Below are 19106 nucleotides of genomic sequence, written 5' to 3'. Positions count from 1 at the left end.
AGTACTCATAGAAATATTATCATTAGGAGGCTGTACCATGGAAAAAATGATTACTCTTTTATCAGAAATTGAGGAAAAGGCAAACAAAATTTTAAATAGTGTTTCCGAAGAAAAGACAAAACTGAATAATCAGATTCGTACGGAAATAGAAAAATTTGATGCTGAACTAAATGAAAAGACGAAAGAACAGCTAGAAAAAATTCGTGTAGAAACTAATCAAGCTTTAACGAAAGAGTTAGAAGAACTGCAAAATACTCACAATTCTCTCTTGAAAAATCTAGAATACCTGTATGAAAAAAAGAATGAAATATACGCCAACGAAATTTTTAATCGCATTATATCTGCCTAATACATTATGCTGGAGGGTTTTTAATGGGAAATTTACTTACCTATGGCGGTATTATCACAAAAATACATGGTATGTCTGGGGATTTGATAAGCAATGCAGAATATGAGCAGATTATCCAACTGGATTCCCCTGCAAGTTTTATTGCCTATCTCAAGTCACTTCCTGGTTACCATAATATATTTAATGAAATAAACGAAACCTCCATACACCGAGGTAACATTGAAGAAGTTATTTATAATTCTCTTTATATGGACTACACTAAAATATATCAATTTTCTACAAATGATCTTAGAACTCCTTTATCCATTATTTTTTTTCGTTATGAAATAAATATACTGAAAGCATGCTTACAATCCATTCATGCCAACAATAAAATTTGCAAGCTTTCTGTATTTGCAGATTTTTTTAAAACACATTCAGAAATAGATATGATACGCCTGTCAGCTTCAAACTCATTAAATGAATTTATCGGTAATTTGAAAGGCAGTAAATATTATGAACTGTTTACAAAATTTCAAAATAGCAATTTTTCTGGCCACACTTATGAAGAGCAACTTGATGTTTATTTTTTTACAGTATCCTGGAGATTTATTAACAAAAAACTAAAAGGCGAATCGCAAAAAATACTGACTGCACTGTATGGTACACAGATAGATTTATTAAACATTATGTGGATTTACCGTTCCAAAAAATATTACGAACTTGATACTTCAGATATTTTGGCACTAATTATTCCTGTTCATTATTCTTTAAAACAGGAACAACTGACCAAACTAATAGAAACCAGCACAATAAACGAGTTTTTTACTATTTTATCTTCTACTTCTTATAAAGAACTTGTAAATCAGGAAAACCATGATTTAATTGAAGAATATCAATTGCATTTACTTATTAAAAACTACAAAGAATGTGTAAAAAAATATCCCGTTTCTATTGCCCGTATTTTTTACTATTTATTCGCAAAGGAGCAGGAGATTAATAAACTTACTACTGCACTAGAATGTATACGTTATAAAATACCCCCAGAAAAATCCCTTAACTATATAAATCATACTTAAAATGGAGGTGATTACTATAATTGAAAAAATGAGATTTCTAACTATAACAGGACCAAAGGATGACATTGACCGGATTATGAGTCAATATCTTTGTAAGTTTGAGATTCACCTTGAAAATGCACTGTCTGAATTAAGCAATGTCCATGAACTAAAACCATTTGTGGAAGTGAATCCATATAAAGACATACTAGAAAAGTCCGAGTTACTGATTGAAAAATTAAATAGTAATACTAGTTTTTCTGACCATTCAATTACACCTGAGAACGCAGCTTATACGATTAAAAAAGCATGCCAGCTTACAGACGATTTATATAATCAAAAAAAACATTTAAGTCAGAAAAAAGATGCCCTCATTGAAATTATATCTCTAATTGAGCCATTTCGATTATTAAATTACGAAATTCAAAAAATACTGAAATTCAAGTTTTTAAAGTTTAGATTTGGAAAAATATCTCACCAGTATTATAACAAATTTTCAAAATACGTTTATGATAATTTAAATACAGTTTTTTTGGAATGTGACAGCGATGCCAGTTATGTATGGGGCGTTTATTTTGTACCTGCTTCATCAGCGGTAAAAGTAGATGCTGTATTTTCTTCTCTTCATTTTGAAAGAATTATTATACCAGATGGATATAGTGGTACTCCAGAAGATATTTATCAGTCCCTAACAAAAAAACTGGTTAATATCCGTCAACAGAATAGAGCATTATCCGTTGAAATAAAAAACAGATTGCATGAAATAGAGGATGATCTTCTTCTTGCACATCAGACGTTAACTACTTACAATCAAAATTTTGAAATAAGAAAGCTTGCTGCCTGCACAAAAGGTACTAAGAAAGGCGTTGTGTTTTATATTATATGTGGTTGGATGACTGAAAATGATGCCAAAAACTTTCTTGCGGTAACAGAGCCTGATCCAGACATTTATATTATTTCAGAAAATGACCAAGAGCATGTTTTAACAAAACCGCCAACACGGTTAAAAAATCCCAAGCTCTTTCAACCTTTTGAGCTGTTTATAGATATGTACGGATTACCTGCTTACAACGAAATGGATCCTACTATTTTTGTAGCTCTCACCTACACCTTAATGTTTGGCATTATGTTTGGTGACGTTGGGCAAGGTCTTTGCCTAGCTATTGGCGGTTTTCTGCTATACTGGCTAAAAAAAATGAATTTAGGTGCCATTATCGGCTTGGCTGGTATCTGGTCCACTATTTTTGGTTTTTTTTACGGAAGTATTTTTGGATTTGAAGAAATTATACCCGCTTTATGGCGGAAGCCAATGGATAATATCATGTCAACCTTACTTACTTCCATTGGATTTGGTATTGGTCTTATAATATTTGCCATGATTTTAAATATAATTAATGGAATTCGATCCAAAAATATTGAAAAAGTTTTTTTTGATCCCAGTGGTCTAGCTGGATTAATATGCTATAGCCTTGCTGTATTACTTATTATTCTAGCACTAACAGGACGTAAAATACCAGGTTCTCACCTGTCTGGAATTTTGCTTTGTCTTCCCTTAGCTGCAATATTTTTAAAAGAGCCTTTTACACATTTGGTTCAAAAACAAAAAAAAATTTTTCCTCCAGGCAGTAAATCTATGTTTTTTATAGAAGGACTGGTTGAATTATTTGACGTAGTTTTAAGCTATGCTACAAATACTATTTCTTTTGTACGTGTAGGGGCATTTGCTCTTAGCCATGCCGGCATGATGGGTGTCGTCCTATCGCTTGCAGACACTGCTAGTGGAACACCTAATGTCTTTATACTGATTATTGGAAATATTGCTGTTACCGCATTGGAAGGACTTGTAGTTGGTATTCAAGTATTAAGACTGGAATATTATGAAATGTTCAGCCGATTTTATCGCGGAACAGGGAAAACATTTAAACCATTTAATTCAAAGTTTACAAATTAGGAGGACAGCCTTATGACTACAAAAATAATTTTTGCTTCTATACTTATTTTTAGTATTGTAATTCCTTTTGGAGTATATCTGTTTAGTGAAAAGAAAAAAGGCAGCTTTATAGCTGCATTGGGCTTTAACATATTATTTTTCTTTGGAACCCTGATTATCGCTGATATCTTTTTATTTGGAGGAAAAATTTCTGCTGCTGAAGCAGATGCCGTTACAAATACCGCCGAAAGCGGTTGGAAATACATGGCTGCCGCTTTGTCTACAGGGCTCTCCTGTATTGGCGCTGGTATTGCCGTTGCCTCTGCTGCCAGCTCAGCCCTTGGAGCCTTAAGCGAAGATTCCAGCATTATGGGTAAAGCACTGATTTTTGTTGCCCTTGCAGAATCTATTGCCTTATATGGCCTGCTTATCTCCTTTACTATATTAGGATAGGAATGGTGTTATGAAAATGTATTTAATAAGTGATAATGTGGATACCTATACAGGTATGCGGCTTGCCGGTGTAAATGGTGTTGTGATTCATTCAAAAGAGCATTTAAAAGAGGAATTAGAGAAAGCATTTAAGGATAAAGAAGTGGGAATCGTTCTACTAACAGAAAAGTTTGGACGGGAATTTCCTGATATTATAGATGACGTAAAACTTAACCGTCGTCTTCCGCTAATTGTAGAAATTCCTGATAGACATGGAACTGGACGAAAACCAGATTTTATAACTAACTATGTAAAAGAAGCAATTGGTCTTAAATTATAAAGTGTGGGGGTGGTATTCTATGACCTTAAATGAAAAACTAGATATATTTTACAATGCTGCTATTAGTGATGCAACCACTCAAAGCATTGAACTGTTAAAGGAATATGAAAATAACCTAAGGGAGTCTGCAAAAATTCAAAAGGAAAAGTCTCAACAAGCTGCTGAACAGTTACTGCAAATAGAAAAGGACTCCATTATGAAAGAGAAAAATAAGATTATTTCAGATACTACTCTTTCGTTAAAACGTACATTGGCAGAAAAGAACAAAGAGTATGAACAAATAATATACAATAAGGTTCTTTCAAAGCTATTGACCTATATGAAGACAAATGACTATTTGACATTGTTGGAAAAACAAATAAATTTTGCTAAAAATTTTATTTTAGGTGCAGAAGTAACCATTTACTTAAGTTCTTCAGATTTTAATAAAAAAGAATTTTTAGAAGAGAAAACTGGCATTTCTTTGGAGTTAAGCAAGGATGATTTTACTGGTGGTATTCGTGCTATTATTCATACGAAAAACATACTAATTGATTATTCTTTTGCAACTAAACTAGCAGAGGAACTGGAGAAATTTTCATTTTAATAACAAAAAAACCGGAGGTGATTACAATGGAACCAACAGGAATTATATATGGTGTTAATGGCCCCGTTGTTTATATAAAGGAAAATCTAGATTTTAAAATGGGGGAAATGGTCTATATCGGAAAAGAACGACTTGTAGGTGAAGTAATTGGTCTGACAAAAGATATAATAACAATTCAGGTATTTGAAGATACAACAGGATTAAAGCCAGGTGAACTTGTTTACTCAACAGGAAGCGCTCTTTCCGTCACATTAGCTCCTGGTATTATTGGAAATATTTTTGATGGTATTCAACGTCCCTTAAATGTAATTGCTAACAGTTCAGGTGCATTTATTCCACCAGGAATTAGTGTATCTCCCCTTAATATGAAAAAAGAATGGGACGTTCATATTACTGTGAAGGCAGGTGATAAAGTATGGGGCGGAACTATAATTGCTGAAGTTCCTGAAACAGCCTCTATTATTCATAAGTGTATGGTTCCGCCACATATATCTGGAATTGTAACAAATGTTTTACAAGATGGTGCTTATACAATTGATACACCTATTATAACAATTAAAAATGAGCAAGATGAGGAACTTCCATTATCTTTACTACAAAAGTGGCCTATTCGAATTCCACGACCAGTAAATAAAAGATTCTCAGCAGAACAGCCTTTATTGACTGGTCAAAGAATTCTAGATACACTTTTCCCCATTGCAAAAGGAGGGACTGCTGCCATTCCAGGCGGTTTTGGCACTGGTAAAACAATGACACAGCATCAACTGGCAAAATGGTCCAATGCGGATATTATTTTATATATTGGATGTGGCGAACGTGGTAATGAAATGACCAACGTATTAGAAGAATTTTCACAATTAACAGATCCAAAATCGGGTAATCTCCTTCTGGAAAGAACCGTTTTGATTGCTAATACTTCAAATATGCCTGTTGCTGCCAGAGAAGCCAGCATCTACACTGGAATTACATTAGCCGAATATTATCGCGATATGGGCTATCATGTAGCAATAATGGCTGACTCTACTTCCAGATGGGCTGAAGCACTTCGGGAATTATCTGGACGTCTGGAAGAAATGCCTGCGGAAGAGGGTTTTCCTGCCTATCTGGCATCCCGGCTGGCTGCTTTTTATGAACGGGCTGGCTTTATGCAAAATATTAATGGCACCGAAGGAAGTGTCTCCATAATTGGAGCAGTATCTCCCCAGGGAGGTGACTTTTCAGAACCAGTAACCCAAAATACCAAACGTTTTGTCAGATGCTTTTGGGCATTAGATAAGGCATTGGCCTATGCAAGGCATTTTCCAGCCATTAATTGGCTAAACAGTTATAGCGATTATATATTTGATCTAACTCCTTGGTATACCCAAAATGTAGGCACCAGTTTTATAAACTGTAGAAACCAAATATTAAGCATTCTATCTCAAGAGAACAAACTAAATGAAATTGTAAAATTAATAGGCAGTGATGTACTTCCAGATGATCAAAAATTAATTTTAGAAATTGCAAGAGTCATTCGACTGGGCTTTGTACAACAAAATGCATTTCATAAGGAAGATACCTACGTTCCCATGAATAAGCAGCTCAAAATGATGGAAATTATTTTATACCTGTATGAAAAATGTAAACAGCTAATTGCACTTAATATGCCTATGGCATTGCTGCGAGAAGATCGTATTTTTGAACGTATTGTATCAATTAAATATGATGTGGCAAATAACGAACTAAATAAGTTTGATCTTTATAAAAATCAGATTGATGAATTTTATAATCGGCTTATTACTACGAATGCATAATTTGAAACATAAGTATTTTATTTAGAAAGGAGTTTTTTAATGTCTATTGAATACTTAGGCTTAAGTGAAATTCATGGTCCATTAATTGTATTAGAAGGTATTCAAGATGCTTCTTATGAAGAAATTGTGGAATTTACAGTTGAAAATGTTAATAAGAAGATAGGAAGAATTATTGAAATTTATGAGGACAAGGCTGTAATTCAGGTATTTGAAGGAACAGAAGAAATGTCTCTCAAAAATACTCGTACAAAATTAACAGGACATCCAATGGAAATTGCCTTGTCCCAGGATATTTTAGGACGTATTTTTAATGGCATAGGTAAACCTATTGATGGATTAGCTCCAATTATTTCTCCTATCAAAAAAAATATAAATGGTCTTCCACTAAATCCATGCAAAAGAGAATATCCAAGAAATTATATTCAAACCGGTATTTCCTCAATTGACTGTTTGACTACTTTAATTCGAGGACAAAAGCTGCCCATTTTTTCTGGAAATGGTCTGCCACACGATCAGCTGGCCGCCCAGATAGTCAAACAAGCATCCTTGGGAAATCGTTCTAATGAACAATTTGGTATCGTATTTGCTGCTATGGGAATAAAACATGATGTAGCTGAGTTTTTCAAAAAAACATTTGAGGAAAATGGCGTTAGTTCACATGTAACCATGTTTTTAAATTTGGCAAATGATCCTGTAATAGAGCGCCTAATTACACCAAAGGTAGCTTTAACTACTGCGGAGTATCTTGCATTTGAAAAAAACATGCACATTCTTGTTATATTAACTGATATAACCTCCTTTGCAGAAGCAATGCGTGAAGTTTCCTCCTCCAAAGGTGAAATTCCAAGCAGAAAAGGATATCCTGGCTATTTATATAGTGAATTAGCAGCGTTATATGAACGTGCAGGAATTATTTCTGGTGTTAATGGCTCGGTTACACAAATACCCATTTTAACAATGCCAAATGATGATATTACACATCCTATTCCAGACCTGACAGGTTACATTACAGAAGGACAAATTGTATTAGACCGTCTTTTACATCAAAAGGCAATTTATCCACCTATAAATATATTGCCCTCTTTATCACGTCTTATGAAAGATGGTATTGGTTCTGATTATACACGGGAAGATCATCAAGATCTTGCAAATCAGCTTTTCTCCTCCTATGCCCATGTGGGAGAAGCCAGGGCCCTGGCAAGTGTAATTGGTGAAGATGAAATATCCCCACTTGATAAAAAATATTTACGATTTGGTACAGCTTTAGAATCAGAATTTATTGCACAAGGCTACAGTTCTAATCGTTCGTTAATAGATACTTTAAATATGGGCTGGAATTTATTATCTCTGTTACCAAAAGAAGAACTAGATCGTATTGATACAAAAATCCTGAATAAGTATTATAAAAATACTACTTTTGTGTAGAGATAAACGAGGTGGTTAAATGAATACTAATTCTTTTCCAACAAAAAGTAATTTAATATTAGCAAAAAATTCTCTTGCACTTGCCAGACAGGGGTTTGAGTTAATGGATAAAAAAAGAAATATTTTAATACGAGAATTAATGCAGCTTATTAATGAGGCATCCAACATACAAAACGAAATAAATACTACATTTAATTCAGCTTATCTTGCTTTACAACGGGCAAATATTGAATTAGGTATTTACAATGTAGAAGAATTGAGTCATACTATACCTGAGGAAAATTCTATTGTTATTAAGCAACGCAGTATTATGGGCACTGAAATACCACTTGTTGAATTTGAAAATAAAAGAATTAAACCTACTTATTCTTTTTATGGAACACGCTTGTCTTTAGATGAAGCAGTAAATCGATTTAACAAAGTAAAAGAATTAACGATTCGTCTGTCAATGATTGAAAATGCTGCTTATCGATTAGCCAATAGTATTAAAAAAACCCAAAAACGAGCAAATGCATTACAAAATATAACAATACCTAACTATACTGCATTATCTATTGAAATCCAAAATGCTTTAGAGGAAAAAGAACGCGAGGAGTTTACACGGTTAAAAGTTATAAAAAAAATGCATTGCAACTAATAGAAAATTAAAGATCAATGAGGACTATTTTTATGAAAAAACCATTTACAATTATTTTTGTACTTTTGCTTTTACTAACATCACTTTTTCAACCAACTATTGCAAAAGCTGATAAAACTAATGACAACACATCTTTTCAATGGCCAGAAGGTCCTGATGCCTCCAGTTTATGCTCTGAGTCAGCAATTGTTATGGATGCTGCCACTGGACTTATTTTGTATGAAAAAAACATACATGAAGTACATTATCCTGCCAGTATTACTAAAATACTTACCACACTAATTGCCCTTGAAAACAGCTCACTAAATGAAATAGTGACCTATTCTAAAAACGCAGTGTATGGAATTGAACCAGGAAGCAGCCATATAGCCATTGATGTGGGTGAACAACTAACTATGGAGCAAAGTCTCTATGGTATTATGCTGGAATCTGCTAATGAAGCATGTCTGGGTGTTGCCGAACATATTTCCGGAAGTATTGATGCTTACGTAGAATTAATGAATCAAAAAGCACAAGAATTAGGTTGTACGGATTCTCATTTCATGAACCCAAACGGTTTACATGATGATAACCATTATACAACAGCTTACGACATGGCTCTTATCAGTCGTGAGGCAATAAAAAACGAAACTTTTAGAAAAATAACGAGTACAAAGAGTTATATTATTCCTAAGACAAATATTAAGCCTGCCAGAGATTGGATTAAAAATCATCATCAGATGCTAAACGGATATAAATATCCTCAATACGAATATGAATATTGTATAGGTGGAAAAACAGGTTATACCACTAAAGCGCAAAATACTTTAGTAACCTTTGCTGAAAAAGACGGTATGACTTTAATTTGTGTTGTAATGAAATCGCAAGGACCTGCTTATCCCTCTAATGAATATACAGATACTAAAAAATTATTTGATTTTTGCTTTCAAAACTACAGTATACAAACTATTTCATCATTAGAGTCTAACAGTCTAGAAGAAGATTTTCCATTATTTGATCGTTATAATTCTCTTTTAAATAATGGTCAACTTCCAATTTACTTGGATAACTGTTCCTCTGTTATTCTACCAAATAATGTTGATATTTCAGAAGTTACACAGACAATATCATATTTTCATGATACTTCTTTATCACCTGGTGAAAATATAATTGGAACTATTGAATATACTTATGACGGAAAAGTTGTTGGTTCTGGAAACATAATATACAATCAAATTGATTCTCCAAGATTAGTTACCAAAACATCTATTCAAGAAGTAAAACAAGATCAAATTGGAAGTGATTCAACTAATAAGGTATTTCCCGTTATTATTATATGCATAGTTATTATTACGCTAATTATTATTGTTTTTTTTGCTATATCATATCATATAAAAAGAAAACGAGCAAAGAATTTTTCTCTTCGCCAACATTATAGACGGTATCGAAATTATAACCGTCGTAACTTCTAAAAATAAATTGTCTTTAAAACTTAATTATGATAAAATTATACCAGAGTTACATAATGAGCAAAGGGAGGATTTTTTAATGGACTACAATGATAATGAACAGACTGGTTTAGATACAACCGGCAATTCTGATTTGCAGACTAGTAATAACCTGCAATCAGATCATATGGAACCGCAGCCTGGATATGGTTCTCAGCCAATGAATTTTAATCAGCAACCTAACTATAACCAACAGAGCAACAATTATAACCAGAAGCCTAACTATAATCAGGCAAATGATTTTAATGAACAATATGGATATAATATGCAGTCACAGTTTGAACCAAAGAAAGTAAACGGTTTAGCAATTGCTTCCTTGGTATTAGGAATTTTATCTATACCTTTTTCTTGTTGCTATGGTTTTGGTATATTAATGGGCATTGTTGGATTAATTCTTGGTATTATTAGTAAGAAGGGTGAACCTAGATTTACTGGTCAAGCTATTGGCGGAATTGTTTGTTCTATAATAGGTGCCATTTTATCTATTTTAATTATTATTGGTATTGTATTAATTGTTGTATATAGCAATGATTATTCATCTACTGGAATTAATAGCTTTTTAAATGATTATAATAGTTATTAAAAAAATAGGATTACATTGTAATCCTATTTTTATTTCAACAAATAAATATGAAAAAAATAAATAAGAGCATTTTTTACTAGAAACTGTACAATAATAATAACTGCCATTAATATTACATAAAAATCATGATATTTTATTCCTTTGATTTTACCTTTTGAAAAAAAAGCTATTGTATGACTTATCATAAAAAGCATGCCACCAATTCCCAGGTACGGAACCAAGGGATGATAAATAAAACTTTTTATAATATGGCCATGAATTAAATATTGTGTTGCCCTTGTGCCCCCACAACCAGGACAATAATATCCTGTATATGCATGAAAGAAACAAGGAGGCATTTTTCTTATAATATTAATATGAAATACTTTTTTTATTACTTCAAGGCAGATTACAAGTGAAAAAAATACACATCCTATTATATATAAACAAGCTTCAGGACTAGGTTTTTGCTTTCTTTTGTTCATTGATCTTTTAATGGAATTCCATTTCCATCCACATTAATTTTCCCTGCTAAAATTAAAATTCCTTCTACAAAAGCCCATATTCCAATTCCACCAGTTATAATTCCTGTAATTCCAAATGTACAACACATTAACAATATACTAACCGAACTCACACATAACTGAATAATTGCTTTTGTTGTATAACCTAAATAAAAATTATGTACACCAAAAGTTCCAAAGAATATCGCAAAAAGCCCGGCAGCTACTCTGGATTTTTGTCCTGAATCATCTATCATAATAACAGAAGATCCGCATCGCAGACAAATCTCACTATTTGGTGCAAGTCTTTCCCCACAATAGGGACAAAAAGCTTTTCCTTTTCCTTTTGGTGTCCCACATTTAACACAAACAACTGAGGTCTCCACTGGATATTGCTCACCACAATTTCTACAAAACATTTTCACATACATCCCTTCAAATAGTATGTTAATAGTTTACCACAGTTATATTGTGCTTTCAATTGGATTTATTTTTGTAAAACAATTTGGTAAGTTTGTTGTAAACTTCCAACATGAGAGCCTACTGTAACATAAATTAAGTTACTGCCTGGCACTAATTCAATATTAACAGAATTAGAATCCCCCTGTATATTTATACCATTAATTCGAATAAATGCTTTTGGATCTTCTGCTTTTGCTTTTACATTAATTGATGAAATATTATATGCCCTAAAATCAGCTGAATAAAAAAACATATTAGAGAGAAAAGCCGGAGTTAATTCAGTTGTCAATAAATCATTTCCTATTACAAGTTCTTTTAAGTTTGCATTACTTGCACGTGTAATTAAAATCTTATATTCCCGCATAATATTTCCCGTATTAGAAATAATCTGAATTGGTATAGTATTAAGCCCTACGTCCAAATTTATTTGAAAAGAAGGCTGTCCATTTTCCACTTCTGTTCCATTTACCTTTATTTTTCCTACAGACTCCATAGTAGGTGTAATTGTAATACTATACTCATCTGGAGTCTCTGGTAAATCATACTCTGTACTAATTTTATATTCCAAAACGGTTGGTAAAAACCCTGGATTTAAACACAACTCACTATTTATATCATTTACACTAAGTCCTGATAAACATTTTTTTGCCACACTTGATTTATAAATAGTTACACTCATATTTTTTCTCCTTTATAATTAACATAGTATACTATAACTATTTTAACCATATGAAATTCGTAATATACTGGGACAATAAAAAAAGATGCCTAGACATCTCTTTTTATCTAATTACAAATGTTAAATCTGCTTCAACTTTTAGTTCATCATCTACGTAAGCTTTTGAATGACCTTTTCCTACAGGTCCTTTTATTTTAACTAATTCAGTCTCAATTCTTAAAAGAGAACCTGGTTCTACTGGTTTTCTAAACTTTGCATTTTCAATTCCACCAAATAAAATAATTTTCCCCTTATATTTATCACAACTTAATGCTATTACAGCCCCTGACTGTGCCATTGCTTCTATTACAAGAACACCAGGCATAACAGGATATTCAGGATAGTGTCCAGCAAAAAATGGCTCATTAAAAGTTACTCCCTTATAGGCAACACAAGATACTCCAGGTACCAATTTATCTACCTTATCAATTAATAACATCGGTGCACGATGGGGTATAATTTTTTTTATATCCTCTATTCCTAACATAATAGTCCCCTTTTAAATTATTCTTCGTATTTTTTTACAATAAGACTGGCATTATGCCCACCAAAACCTAATGAATTAGATATTGCATAATCAACCTTTATATTTCTTCCCTCATTTGGAACATAATCTAAATCACATTCTGGATCTGAATTATGTAATCCAACTGTAGCATGAACATATTGCTCATTAATTGATTTTACACATGTAATTAATTCTACTGCTCCTGCTGCTCCTAATAAATGTCCAACCATTGATTTAGTTGAATTAACAACCGTCTTATAAGCATGTTCCCTAAGAGCATACTTAATTGCTCTTGTCTCGTACAAATCATTTAATTCTGTACTTGTACCATGAGCATTTACATAATCAATTTTTTCTGGTGTAATACCAGCCTCTTTAATTGCTTGAAGCATTGCCTTTCCAGCACCACTACCGTCCTCTAAAGGACTTGTAATATGATTTGCATCACAAGTAGAACCATATCCAACAATTTCTGCATATATATGAGCATTACGTGCCTTTGCATGTTCTAGCTCCTCTAAAACCAACACACCTGCACCCTCACCCATTACAAAACCATTTCTTTCCTTATCAAATGGTCTTGATGCTTTCATCGGATCCTCTGATAAAGATAATGCATTTAATGCCACAAAACCAGACACTGCTATTGGACAAATAGATGCCTCTGTACCTCCTGTAACCATTGCATCTACTTCTCCATATTGAATACTACGATATGCTTCTCCAATAGAATTAGTACCTGTTGCACATGCAGTGATTACACAAATACATTTTCCCTTAAGTCCCAAATCAATTGCAACATTTCCAGCAGCCATGTTACAAATAAACATAGGTACCAGTAACGGAGAAATTCTTTTAGGTCCTTTATCGGCCAACTTTCTAGTCTCATTTTCCTGTGTTTGAATTCCACCTACTCCAGTTCCGATAATACATCCTATTCTATCTGCATTCTCCTCTGTTACTTGCAAACCAGAATCTTTTATTGCTTCTCTTGCTGCAACAATTGCATATTGACTCTCCATATCCAGCCTTTTTGCTTCCCTAACATTAATATGATCTAAAACATTAAAATTTTTAAGTTGTGCAGCAACCTTTACTTTAAAATCAGTATTATCAAATCGAGTCATAGGTTCAATACCAACTGTACCTTTCTTAACACCTGCCCAAAATTCTTCTACTGTATTTCCAATTGGAGTTAATGCACCCATTCCTGTAATAACAACTCTTCTACTCATTTTATACCTCATTTATATTCTTACATATTCATTCCGCCATTTACTTCTAATGTCTGTCCTGTAATATACTTAGATTGTTCCGAAGATAAAAAAATAACCGCATCTGCAATGTCACCTGGCTGACCAATCTTTTTCATTGGAATTGAATTCATTATACTATTAATGACATCTTCTGATAATTCATTTGACATATCCGTCTCAATAAAACCTGGTGCAATTGCATTAACATTTATACCTCTTGAAGCAACTTCTTTTGCTAAACTTTTTGTCATACCAATAATACCAGCTTTTGAAGAACAATAATTTACCTGACCGACATTCCCAGTAAGTCCAACTACTGATGAAATATTAACAATTTTACCAGAACGCTGCTTTATCATATACTTTATTACATGCTTTGAAGTATTAAAGGCACCTTTTAAGTTGATATTTAAGACATCGTCAAACTCACTCTCACTCATCTTAATCAATAAATTATCTCTTGTAATTCCAGCGTTATTAATTAATATGTCAATTTTCTTATATTGCTTTATTATATAATCAATCATAGTTTTTACATCATTAAAACTTCCAACATTACATTTGTAAATCTCAGCTTTCCCACCAATGCTTACTATTTCGTTTAAAACACTTTTTGCGGCTTCTTCGCTTCCATTATAATTTACAATTACAAATGCCCCATTTCTGGCAAGCTGTAATGCTACTTCTCTTCCAATACCTCTACTGGCCCCCGTAACCAATGCAATTTTATCTGTAAACATAAATTCATCCTCTCATAAAAGATCATTTAATTTATCCAAATCACTAATTTTTTCTATATTTACAACTTTAACTCCTCTATTTATCTTTTTTATAAATGCACTTAATGTTTTTCCTGGACCTATTTCAATAAAAGTATCTGCTCCCTCTTCAATCAGCTTTTCAACTGTCTGCTGCCACTTTACAGAAACATGCACCTGCTTTTCAAGTAATCCCTTAATTATTTGTAAATCAGTATCTACATCAACCTTTTCCCCTGTTACACTTGAAACATATGGAATTAATCCCTTATGAAATTCTACCTGCGCAAATTCTTTCCTTAACTTTTCCTCAACACCCTCAAGCATTACTGAGTGAAATGGGCCGCTTACATTTAGTAACACAACCTTTTTTGCGCCTGCCTGTTCCATTTCTTCCTTTGCTCTTAAAACAGCCTGTCTTTCTCCTGAAATTACAACCTGCCCAGGACAATTATAATTGGCTGGCTCCACAGGGTTTCCTTCTTCTACTGTAACTTTATTACAAATACTTTCTATTACATCACTATTCAAGCCTAACACTGCTGCCATAGTCCCTTTTCCATTCGGAACTTCATTTTCCATATATATTCCGCGTTTTCTAACAACTTTAACTGCATCTTCAAAGGAAAAGGTGCCATTTGCAACAAGCGCACTAAATTCTCCTAAGCTTAGTCCTGCTGTGTAATCTGGTTTTATTCCTCTCATCTCAACAGCTCTCAATATACTAATACTAGCTGTTAAAATAGCTGCCTGGGTATATTCAGTTTTATTAATATCCTCATTATCATTAAAACATAACTCTGTAATATCAAAATCCAAAACTTCAGCCGCTTTATCAAATACTTCCTTACACTCGGCAAATGAATCATAAAACTCTTTTGCCATCCCTACATATTGTGCTCCCTGACCAGGAAAAACAAATACAATTTTACTCATTTCTTCACCTTTTCCCCTATTAATTATGCTAACTTCTCTTCAATATACTTCAAAGCATCTCCCACAGACATAATTTTTTCTAAATCCTCACTTGGAATTTCAATTTCAAACTTTTCTTCTAATGCCATAGCTAATTGAAATAAATCCAATGAGTCAGCTCCTAAATCATCTACAAACTTTGTATCCTCTGTTAGTTCTTCCACTGCTACTCCTAATTCACTTGCAACAACCTCTTTTAATTCATCTAATTTCATTTTAATTTCCTCCATTAAATTTTTATTTATAAAGCTATATTATGTAGCTCTAAATTCATTACCATTCTATTATAATTGTTCCCCATGTTAAACCACCACCAAAAGCACTCAATACTATTTTATCTCCCTTGGCAAGCATATTCTTTTCATTCATTTCATGTAGCAAAACTGGAACAGATGCTGACGATGTATTACCATACTTATCCAAATTCATTGGAAATTTTTCTTCTGGTACATTTAACTTTTTTGCAACTGCTTCTAAAATCCTTTTGTTTGCCTGATGCAATACAAAATATTTTATTTCACTTACATCAACATTGGTCTGTTCTAACAATTCCTTTATATTACGTGGAATAATTCTTAAAACAAATTTAAATATCTCTTGACCATCCATATATAAATAGTCTCTCTGGCAGTTATCTTTTGACATATAGTTTACTAAAGATGGATGTTTGCAATACAATGCTTTCATTTTTCTAGAATCCGAACCTAACTTTGCAGCATAGCAGCTGCTAGAACTATTATCAACTATTACTGCTCCTGCTCCATCACCAAATAGTACACAAGTTGTCCTATCTGTGTAATCAATCATTTCAGACAATCTTTCTACTCCAATAACAAGTGCTTTTTTTACCATACCTGATTCTAAATATAAATTAGCTGTATGCAAAGCATATACAAAACCAGTACACGCCGCATTCATTTCTATACAAAGGGCATTGTAGGCACCAATTGCATTCTGTACAAGACATGCCATATTAGGGACATAACACTCCGGAGTTATTGTTGACAAAATTATCATATCCAATTCTTCAGGTTGAATTTTTGCATTGTCTAATGCATTCTTTGCAGCATTAATTGCTAATACAGAGGAACCTTCACCTTGAGATATTCTCCTTTCCTGAATACCTGTTCTTTCCTTAATCCACTCGTCACTTGTTTCTACAAGTTCTTCTAATCTTTTATTTGTTAATATATATTCAGGATAATAACTTCCTGTTCCAATTATTTTCATTATATCCTCTACCTTCATAATTTATTATTTATTTGTGTTTCAAATGCTTTGATATTCAAAGTATATTATTATATATATAGTTTGTCAACTATTAAATCTAAAAATTCTAAAATTTAACAGTAATATTTTTATTAATTTTTTAACTAAATATTTCATTCAATTACATTAGTAATATAATTATTTGTATATCATTTCTCTTTAACCAAAAATTATACATTAATTTCAATATCCGTAAATATTTTTCCTAGTGACTCTTGAATAAGTAAATTTGCATATTTATCATATGAAGTAGAGGTTTTATTAATTAATACTAATTTGTTACCCTTATAATATTGAATCATTCCAGCTGCTGGATATACAGATAATGATGTTCCACCTACTATAACCATATCTGCTTCTACTAAAGCACTAATTGCCTTTTCAATAATAACATTTTTTAGTCCTTCTTCATATAATACTACATCTGGCTTTATAATGCCTCCACACGAACAGACTGGAACTTCTTGTTCTAATATAGTATCTACTGTATAAAATTTATTGCATTTCATACAGTAATTTCTTAAAACAGAACCATGAAGTTCTATTACATTTTTACTTCCTGCTTTTTGATGTAATCCATCTATATTTTGAGTTATAACAATTATTTTTTTACCAGACTGCTCCATATTTGCAAGTACCTTATGTGTAATATTGGGTTCTGCATTTAAATAAATCATTTTATCCCTATAAAATTCATAAAACTCATCTATATGCTCCTTAAAAAACGATCTGCTAAGTATTTTTTCAGGTGGATATTTATACTTTAAATTATAAAGACCATCTACACTTCGAAAATCAGGTATTCCACTTTCAGTACTTACACCAGCACCACCAAAAAAAACTATTTTTTTACTTTCTAAAATCCACTGCTTTAATATTTCTAATTGATTCAAAATGTATTCCTTCCTCTCTTAAATAAAAAAAAGATTATAAAACTTTTGTTTTATAATCTGTTACTTGTACTTTATCATAAAATGAGACATCGGGGATTCGAACCCCGGACAACTTGATTAAAAGTCAAGTGCTCTACCGACTGAGCTAATATCCCATAAAAATATCATTTACACATGACTTAGTGCATATGAAATGCCCAGAACCGGAATCGAACCAGTGACACGAGGATTTTCAGTCCTCTGCTCTACCGACTGAGCTATCTGGGCATGCTCTACTTCCTATTAATTTATACAAAATTTTGCATAAAAATTGCGGGGACAGGATTTGAACCTGCGACCTTCGGGTTATGAGCCCGACGAGCTTCCAGCTGCTCCACCCCGCGATATTATATAAAACCTATTTAAAGGCTAATGGATGGAGAAGGATTCGAACCTTCGAAAGCGTTGCTAACAGATTTACAGTCTGCCCCCTTTGGCCACTCGGGAATCCATCCATATTTAAAGCCGACGATCGGACTTGAACCGATAACCTGCTGATTACAAGTCAGCTGCTCTGCCAATTGAGCCACGTCGGCATATCCAATTATCTAATAGTTGTTTTGTATATATTATTATATTCACATTTCATTATATTATACAAAACCAATGGGACCTACAGGGCTCGAACCTGTGACCCTCTGCTTGTAAGGCAGATGCTCTCCCAGCTGAGCTAAGATCCCACATTTTTCTTACAACAAATAACAAAATATTTACTTTTTAAACGACCCAGAAGGGACTCGAACCCTCGACCTCCGCCGTGACAGGGCGGCGCTCTAACCAACTGAGCCACTAGGCCGTACTTGAAAGGTACTATTCATACCTTCAAAACTACACACTGTATTCATCCAAACTTTTTGATTAAGCCTTCGACCTATTAGTATCAGTCAGCTCCATGTGTTGCCACACTTCCACCTCTGACCTATCTACCTCGTAGTCTGCAAGGGGTCTTATTGCCTTTCGGCAGGGATATCTTATCTTGAGGGGGGCTTCACGCTTAGATGCCTTCAGCGTTTATCCCTTCCAAACTTGGCTACTCGGCCATGCCTTTGGTAAGACAACCGATACACCAGAGGTTCGTCCATCCCGGTCCTCTCGTACTAAGGACAGCTCCTCTCAAATATCCTACGCCCGCGCCGGATAGGGACCG

Annotated in this window: 21 protein-coding genes, 7 tRNA genes and 1 rRNA gene; 11 read left to right on the top strand and 18 right to left on the bottom strand. The window is 33.3% G+C overall.

Features of this window, described 5'->3' with window-relative positions:
* Window positions 1-37: 37 nt before the first annotated feature.
* From BM305_RS15745 to BM305_RS15695, 11 genes are all read left to right on the top strand, one after another.
* Window positions 38-349 (top strand): hypothetical protein, encoded by a 312-nt coding sequence (locus BM305_RS15745; protein WP_092562939.1) that lies wholly within the window; start codon window positions 38-40, stop codon window positions 347-349.
* A gap of 23 nt (window positions 350-372) precedes the next feature.
* Window positions 373-1407: a V0D/AC39 family V-type ATPase subunit gene (locus BM305_RS15740; protein ID WP_092562936.1), complete on the top strand. Its 1035-nt coding sequence runs from the start codon at window positions 373-375 to the stop codon at window positions 1405-1407.
* A gap of 28 nt (window positions 1408-1435) precedes the next feature.
* Complete coding sequence (locus BM305_RS15735) at window positions 1436-3337, top strand: V-type ATP synthase subunit I (protein WP_242940563.1); 1902 nt, start codon at window positions 1436-1438, stop codon at window positions 3335-3337.
* Window positions 3338-3349: 12 nt separating this feature from the next.
* On the top strand, window positions 3350-3769 hold the full coding sequence (locus BM305_RS15730; RefSeq protein ID WP_092562933.1) for an ATP synthase subunit C: 420 nt from the start codon (window positions 3350-3352) through the stop codon (window positions 3767-3769).
* A gap of 10 nt (window positions 3770-3779) precedes the next feature.
* Entirely contained in the window at window positions 3780-4088 is a 309-nt protein-coding gene (locus BM305_RS15725; RefSeq protein WP_092562930.1) for a V-type ATP synthase subunit F, read from the top strand.
* A 19-nt stretch (window positions 4089-4107) separates the two neighbouring features.
* The gene (locus BM305_RS15720; RefSeq protein ID WP_092562927.1) at window positions 4108-4674 is read left to right on the top strand and encodes a V-type ATP synthase subunit E; all 567 of its coding nucleotides are present in this window, start codon (window positions 4108-4110) and stop codon (window positions 4672-4674) included.
* Between the two features lie 26 nt (window positions 4675-4700).
* Window positions 4701-6467, top strand: coding sequence for a V-type ATP synthase subunit A (locus tag BM305_RS15715; protein WP_092562924.1), 1767 nt, complete (start codon window positions 4701-4703; stop codon window positions 6465-6467).
* A 39-nt stretch (window positions 6468-6506) separates the two neighbouring features.
* The gene (locus tag BM305_RS15710; protein WP_092562921.1) at window positions 6507-7892 is read left to right on the top strand and encodes a V-type ATP synthase subunit B; all 1386 of its coding nucleotides are present in this window, start codon (window positions 6507-6509) and stop codon (window positions 7890-7892) included.
* Window positions 7893-7911: 19 nt separating this feature from the next.
* Window positions 7912-8529: a V-type ATP synthase subunit D gene (locus tag BM305_RS15705; protein ID WP_092562918.1), complete on the top strand. Its 618-nt coding sequence runs from the start codon at window positions 7912-7914 to the stop codon at window positions 8527-8529.
* Between the two features lie 32 nt (window positions 8530-8561).
* Window positions 8562-9980 carry a D-alanyl-D-alanine carboxypeptidase family protein gene (locus BM305_RS15700; RefSeq protein ID WP_177214765.1) on the top strand — a complete coding sequence of 473 codons (1419 nt, stop codon included), beginning with the start codon at window positions 8562-8564 and terminating at the stop codon, window positions 9978-9980.
* Window positions 9981-10056: 76 nt separating this feature from the next.
* On the top strand, window positions 10057-10599 hold the full coding sequence (locus tag BM305_RS15695; protein WP_092562912.1) for a DUF4190 domain-containing protein: 543 nt from the start codon (window positions 10057-10059) through the stop codon (window positions 10597-10599).
* A 29-nt stretch (window positions 10600-10628) separates the two neighbouring features.
* Here the strand turns inward: BM305_RS15695 and BM305_RS19900 are convergent, their stop codons facing one another.
* The 18 genes from BM305_RS19900 to BM305_RS15605 form a co-directional block, all read right to left on the bottom strand.
* The gene (locus tag BM305_RS19900) at window positions 10629-10937 is read right to left on the bottom strand and encodes a DUF2752 domain-containing protein (protein WP_408606132.1); all 309 of its coding nucleotides are present in this window, start codon (window positions 10935-10937) and stop codon (window positions 10629-10631) included.
* 122 nt (window positions 10938-11059) lie between these two features.
* On the bottom strand, window positions 11060-11500 hold the full coding sequence (locus BM305_RS15685) for a TM2 domain-containing protein (protein WP_092562906.1): 441 nt from the start codon (window positions 11498-11500) through the stop codon (window positions 11060-11062).
* Window positions 11501-11568: 68 nt separating this feature from the next.
* On the bottom strand, window positions 11569-12222 hold the full coding sequence (locus tag BM305_RS15680; protein WP_092562903.1) for a cadherin-like beta sandwich domain-containing protein: 654 nt from the start codon (window positions 12220-12222) through the stop codon (window positions 11569-11571).
* Between the two features lie 103 nt (window positions 12223-12325).
* On the bottom strand, window positions 12326-12748 hold the full coding sequence (gene fabZ / locus BM305_RS15675) for a 3-hydroxyacyl-ACP dehydratase FabZ (RefSeq protein WP_092562900.1): 423 nt from the start codon (window positions 12746-12748) through the stop codon (window positions 12326-12328).
* A gap of 17 nt (window positions 12749-12765) precedes the next feature.
* Window positions 12766-14004, bottom strand: a complete 1239-nt coding sequence (gene fabF, locus BM305_RS15670) for a beta-ketoacyl-ACP synthase II (protein ID WP_092562896.1) — start codon at window positions 14002-14004, stop codon at window positions 12766-12768.
* A 20-nt stretch (window positions 14005-14024) separates the two neighbouring features.
* Complete coding sequence (gene fabG / locus BM305_RS15665; protein ID WP_092562893.1) at window positions 14025-14765, bottom strand: 3-oxoacyl-[acyl-carrier-protein] reductase; 741 nt, start codon at window positions 14763-14765, stop codon at window positions 14025-14027.
* Between the two features lie 12 nt (window positions 14766-14777).
* Window positions 14778-15719, bottom strand: a complete 942-nt coding sequence (fabD, locus tag BM305_RS15660; protein WP_092562890.1) for an ACP S-malonyltransferase — start codon at window positions 15717-15719, stop codon at window positions 14778-14780.
* Between the two features lie 23 nt (window positions 15720-15742).
* Window positions 15743-15973: an acyl carrier protein gene (acpP, locus tag BM305_RS15655; protein ID WP_092562887.1), complete on the bottom strand. Its 231-nt coding sequence runs from the start codon at window positions 15971-15973 to the stop codon at window positions 15743-15745.
* Window positions 15974-16031: 58 nt separating this feature from the next.
* A complete protein-coding gene (locus tag BM305_RS15650) occupies window positions 16032-16988 on the bottom strand; it encodes a beta-ketoacyl-ACP synthase III (RefSeq protein ID WP_092562884.1) in 957 nt (318 codons plus the stop codon).
* Between the two features lie 209 nt (window positions 16989-17197).
* Window positions 17198-17920 (bottom strand): NAD-dependent protein deacylase, encoded by a 723-nt coding sequence (locus BM305_RS15645; protein ID WP_330393512.1) that lies wholly within the window; start codon window positions 17918-17920, stop codon window positions 17198-17200.
* 82 nt (window positions 17921-18002) lie between these two features.
* Window positions 18003-18075 (bottom strand) — tRNA-Lys (locus tag BM305_RS15640).
* Window positions 18076-18114: 39 nt separating this feature from the next.
* Window positions 18115-18187: transfer RNA gene (locus tag BM305_RS15635), tRNA-Phe, on the bottom strand.
* 43 nt (window positions 18188-18230) lie between these two features.
* A tRNA-Met gene (locus BM305_RS15630) sits at window positions 18231-18303 on the bottom strand.
* 29 nt (window positions 18304-18332) lie between these two features.
* Window positions 18333-18414 (bottom strand) — tRNA-Tyr (locus BM305_RS15625).
* A gap of 8 nt (window positions 18415-18422) precedes the next feature.
* Window positions 18423-18495: transfer RNA gene (locus tag BM305_RS15620), tRNA-Thr, on the bottom strand.
* Window positions 18496-18566: 71 nt separating this feature from the next.
* Window positions 18567-18639, bottom strand: a tRNA-Val gene (locus BM305_RS15615).
* 42 nt (window positions 18640-18681) lie between these two features.
* Window positions 18682-18755 (bottom strand) — tRNA-Asp (locus BM305_RS15610).
* Window positions 18756-18813: 58 nt separating this feature from the next.
* Window positions 18814-19106 (bottom strand): 23S ribosomal RNA (locus tag BM305_RS15605); the annotation flags it as partial.

It is taken from the genome of Anaeromicropila populeti, assembly GCF_900112775.1.
Classification (GTDB): Bacteria; Bacillota; Clostridia; order Lachnospirales; family Lachnospiraceae; genus Anaeromicropila_A; species Anaeromicropila_A populeti.
The sequence above is the reverse complement of the archived record's forward strand: the minus strand, read 5'-3'. Positions and strand labels throughout refer to the sequence as shown.

Coding starts and splice junctions, on each gene's coding strand:
- BM305_RS15680 (WP_092562903.1), bottom strand. CDS start 12,222: ATGAGTGTAACTATTTATAAATCAAGTGTGGCAAAAAAATGTTTATCA.
- fabG (WP_092562893.1), bottom strand. CDS start 14,765: ATGTTTACAGATAAAATTGCATTGGTTACGGGGGCCAGTAGAGGTATT.
- BM305_RS15650 (WP_092562884.1), bottom strand. CDS start 16,988: ATGAAAATAATTGGAACAGGAAGTTATTATCCTGAATATATATTAACA.
- acpP (WP_092562887.1), bottom strand. CDS start 15,973: ATGAAATTAGATGAATTAAAAGAGGTTGTTGCAAGTGAATTAGGAGTA.
- BM305_RS15735 (WP_242940563.1), top strand. CDS start 1,436: ATGAGATTTCTAACTATAACAGGACCAAAGGATGACATTGACCGGATT.
- BM305_RS15710 (WP_092562921.1), top strand. CDS start 6,507: ATGTCTATTGAATACTTAGGCTTAAGTGAAATTCATGGTCCATTAATT.
- BM305_RS15720 (WP_092562927.1), top strand. CDS start 4,108: ATGACCTTAAATGAAAAACTAGATATATTTTACAATGCTGCTATTAGT.
- BM305_RS15730 (WP_092562933.1), top strand. CDS start 3,350: ATGACTACAAAAATAATTTTTGCTTCTATACTTATTTTTAGTATTGTA.
- BM305_RS15715 (WP_092562924.1), top strand. CDS start 4,701: ATGGAACCAACAGGAATTATATATGGTGTTAATGGCCCCGTTGTTTAT.
- fabD (WP_092562890.1), bottom strand. CDS start 15,719: ATGAGTAAAATTGTATTTGTTTTTCCTGGTCAGGGAGCACAATATGTA.
- BM305_RS15745 (WP_092562939.1), top strand. CDS start 38: ATGGAAAAAATGATTACTCTTTTATCAGAAATTGAGGAAAAGGCAAAC.
- BM305_RS15740 (WP_092562936.1), top strand. CDS start 373: ATGGGAAATTTACTTACCTATGGCGGTATTATCACAAAAATACATGGT.
- BM305_RS19900 (WP_408606132.1), bottom strand. CDS start 10,937: ATGCCTCCTTGTTTCTTTCATGCATATACAGGATATTATTGTCCTGGT.
- fabF (WP_092562896.1), bottom strand. CDS start 14,004: ATGAGTAGAAGAGTTGTTATTACAGGAATGGGTGCATTAACTCCAATT.
- BM305_RS15725 (WP_092562930.1), top strand. CDS start 3,780: ATGAAAATGTATTTAATAAGTGATAATGTGGATACCTATACAGGTATG.
- BM305_RS15685 (WP_092562906.1), bottom strand. CDS start 11,500: ATGTTTTGTAGAAATTGTGGTGAGCAATATCCAGTGGAGACCTCAGTT.
- fabZ (WP_092562900.1), bottom strand. CDS start 12,748: ATGTTAGGAATAGAGGATATAAAAAAAATTATACCCCATCGTGCACCG.
- BM305_RS15695 (WP_092562912.1), top strand. CDS start 10,057: ATGGACTACAATGATAATGAACAGACTGGTTTAGATACAACCGGCAAT.
- BM305_RS15705 (WP_092562918.1), top strand. CDS start 7,912: ATGAATACTAATTCTTTTCCAACAAAAAGTAATTTAATATTAGCAAAA.
- BM305_RS15700 (WP_177214765.1), top strand. CDS start 8,562: ATGAAAAAACCATTTACAATTATTTTTGTACTTTTGCTTTTACTAACA.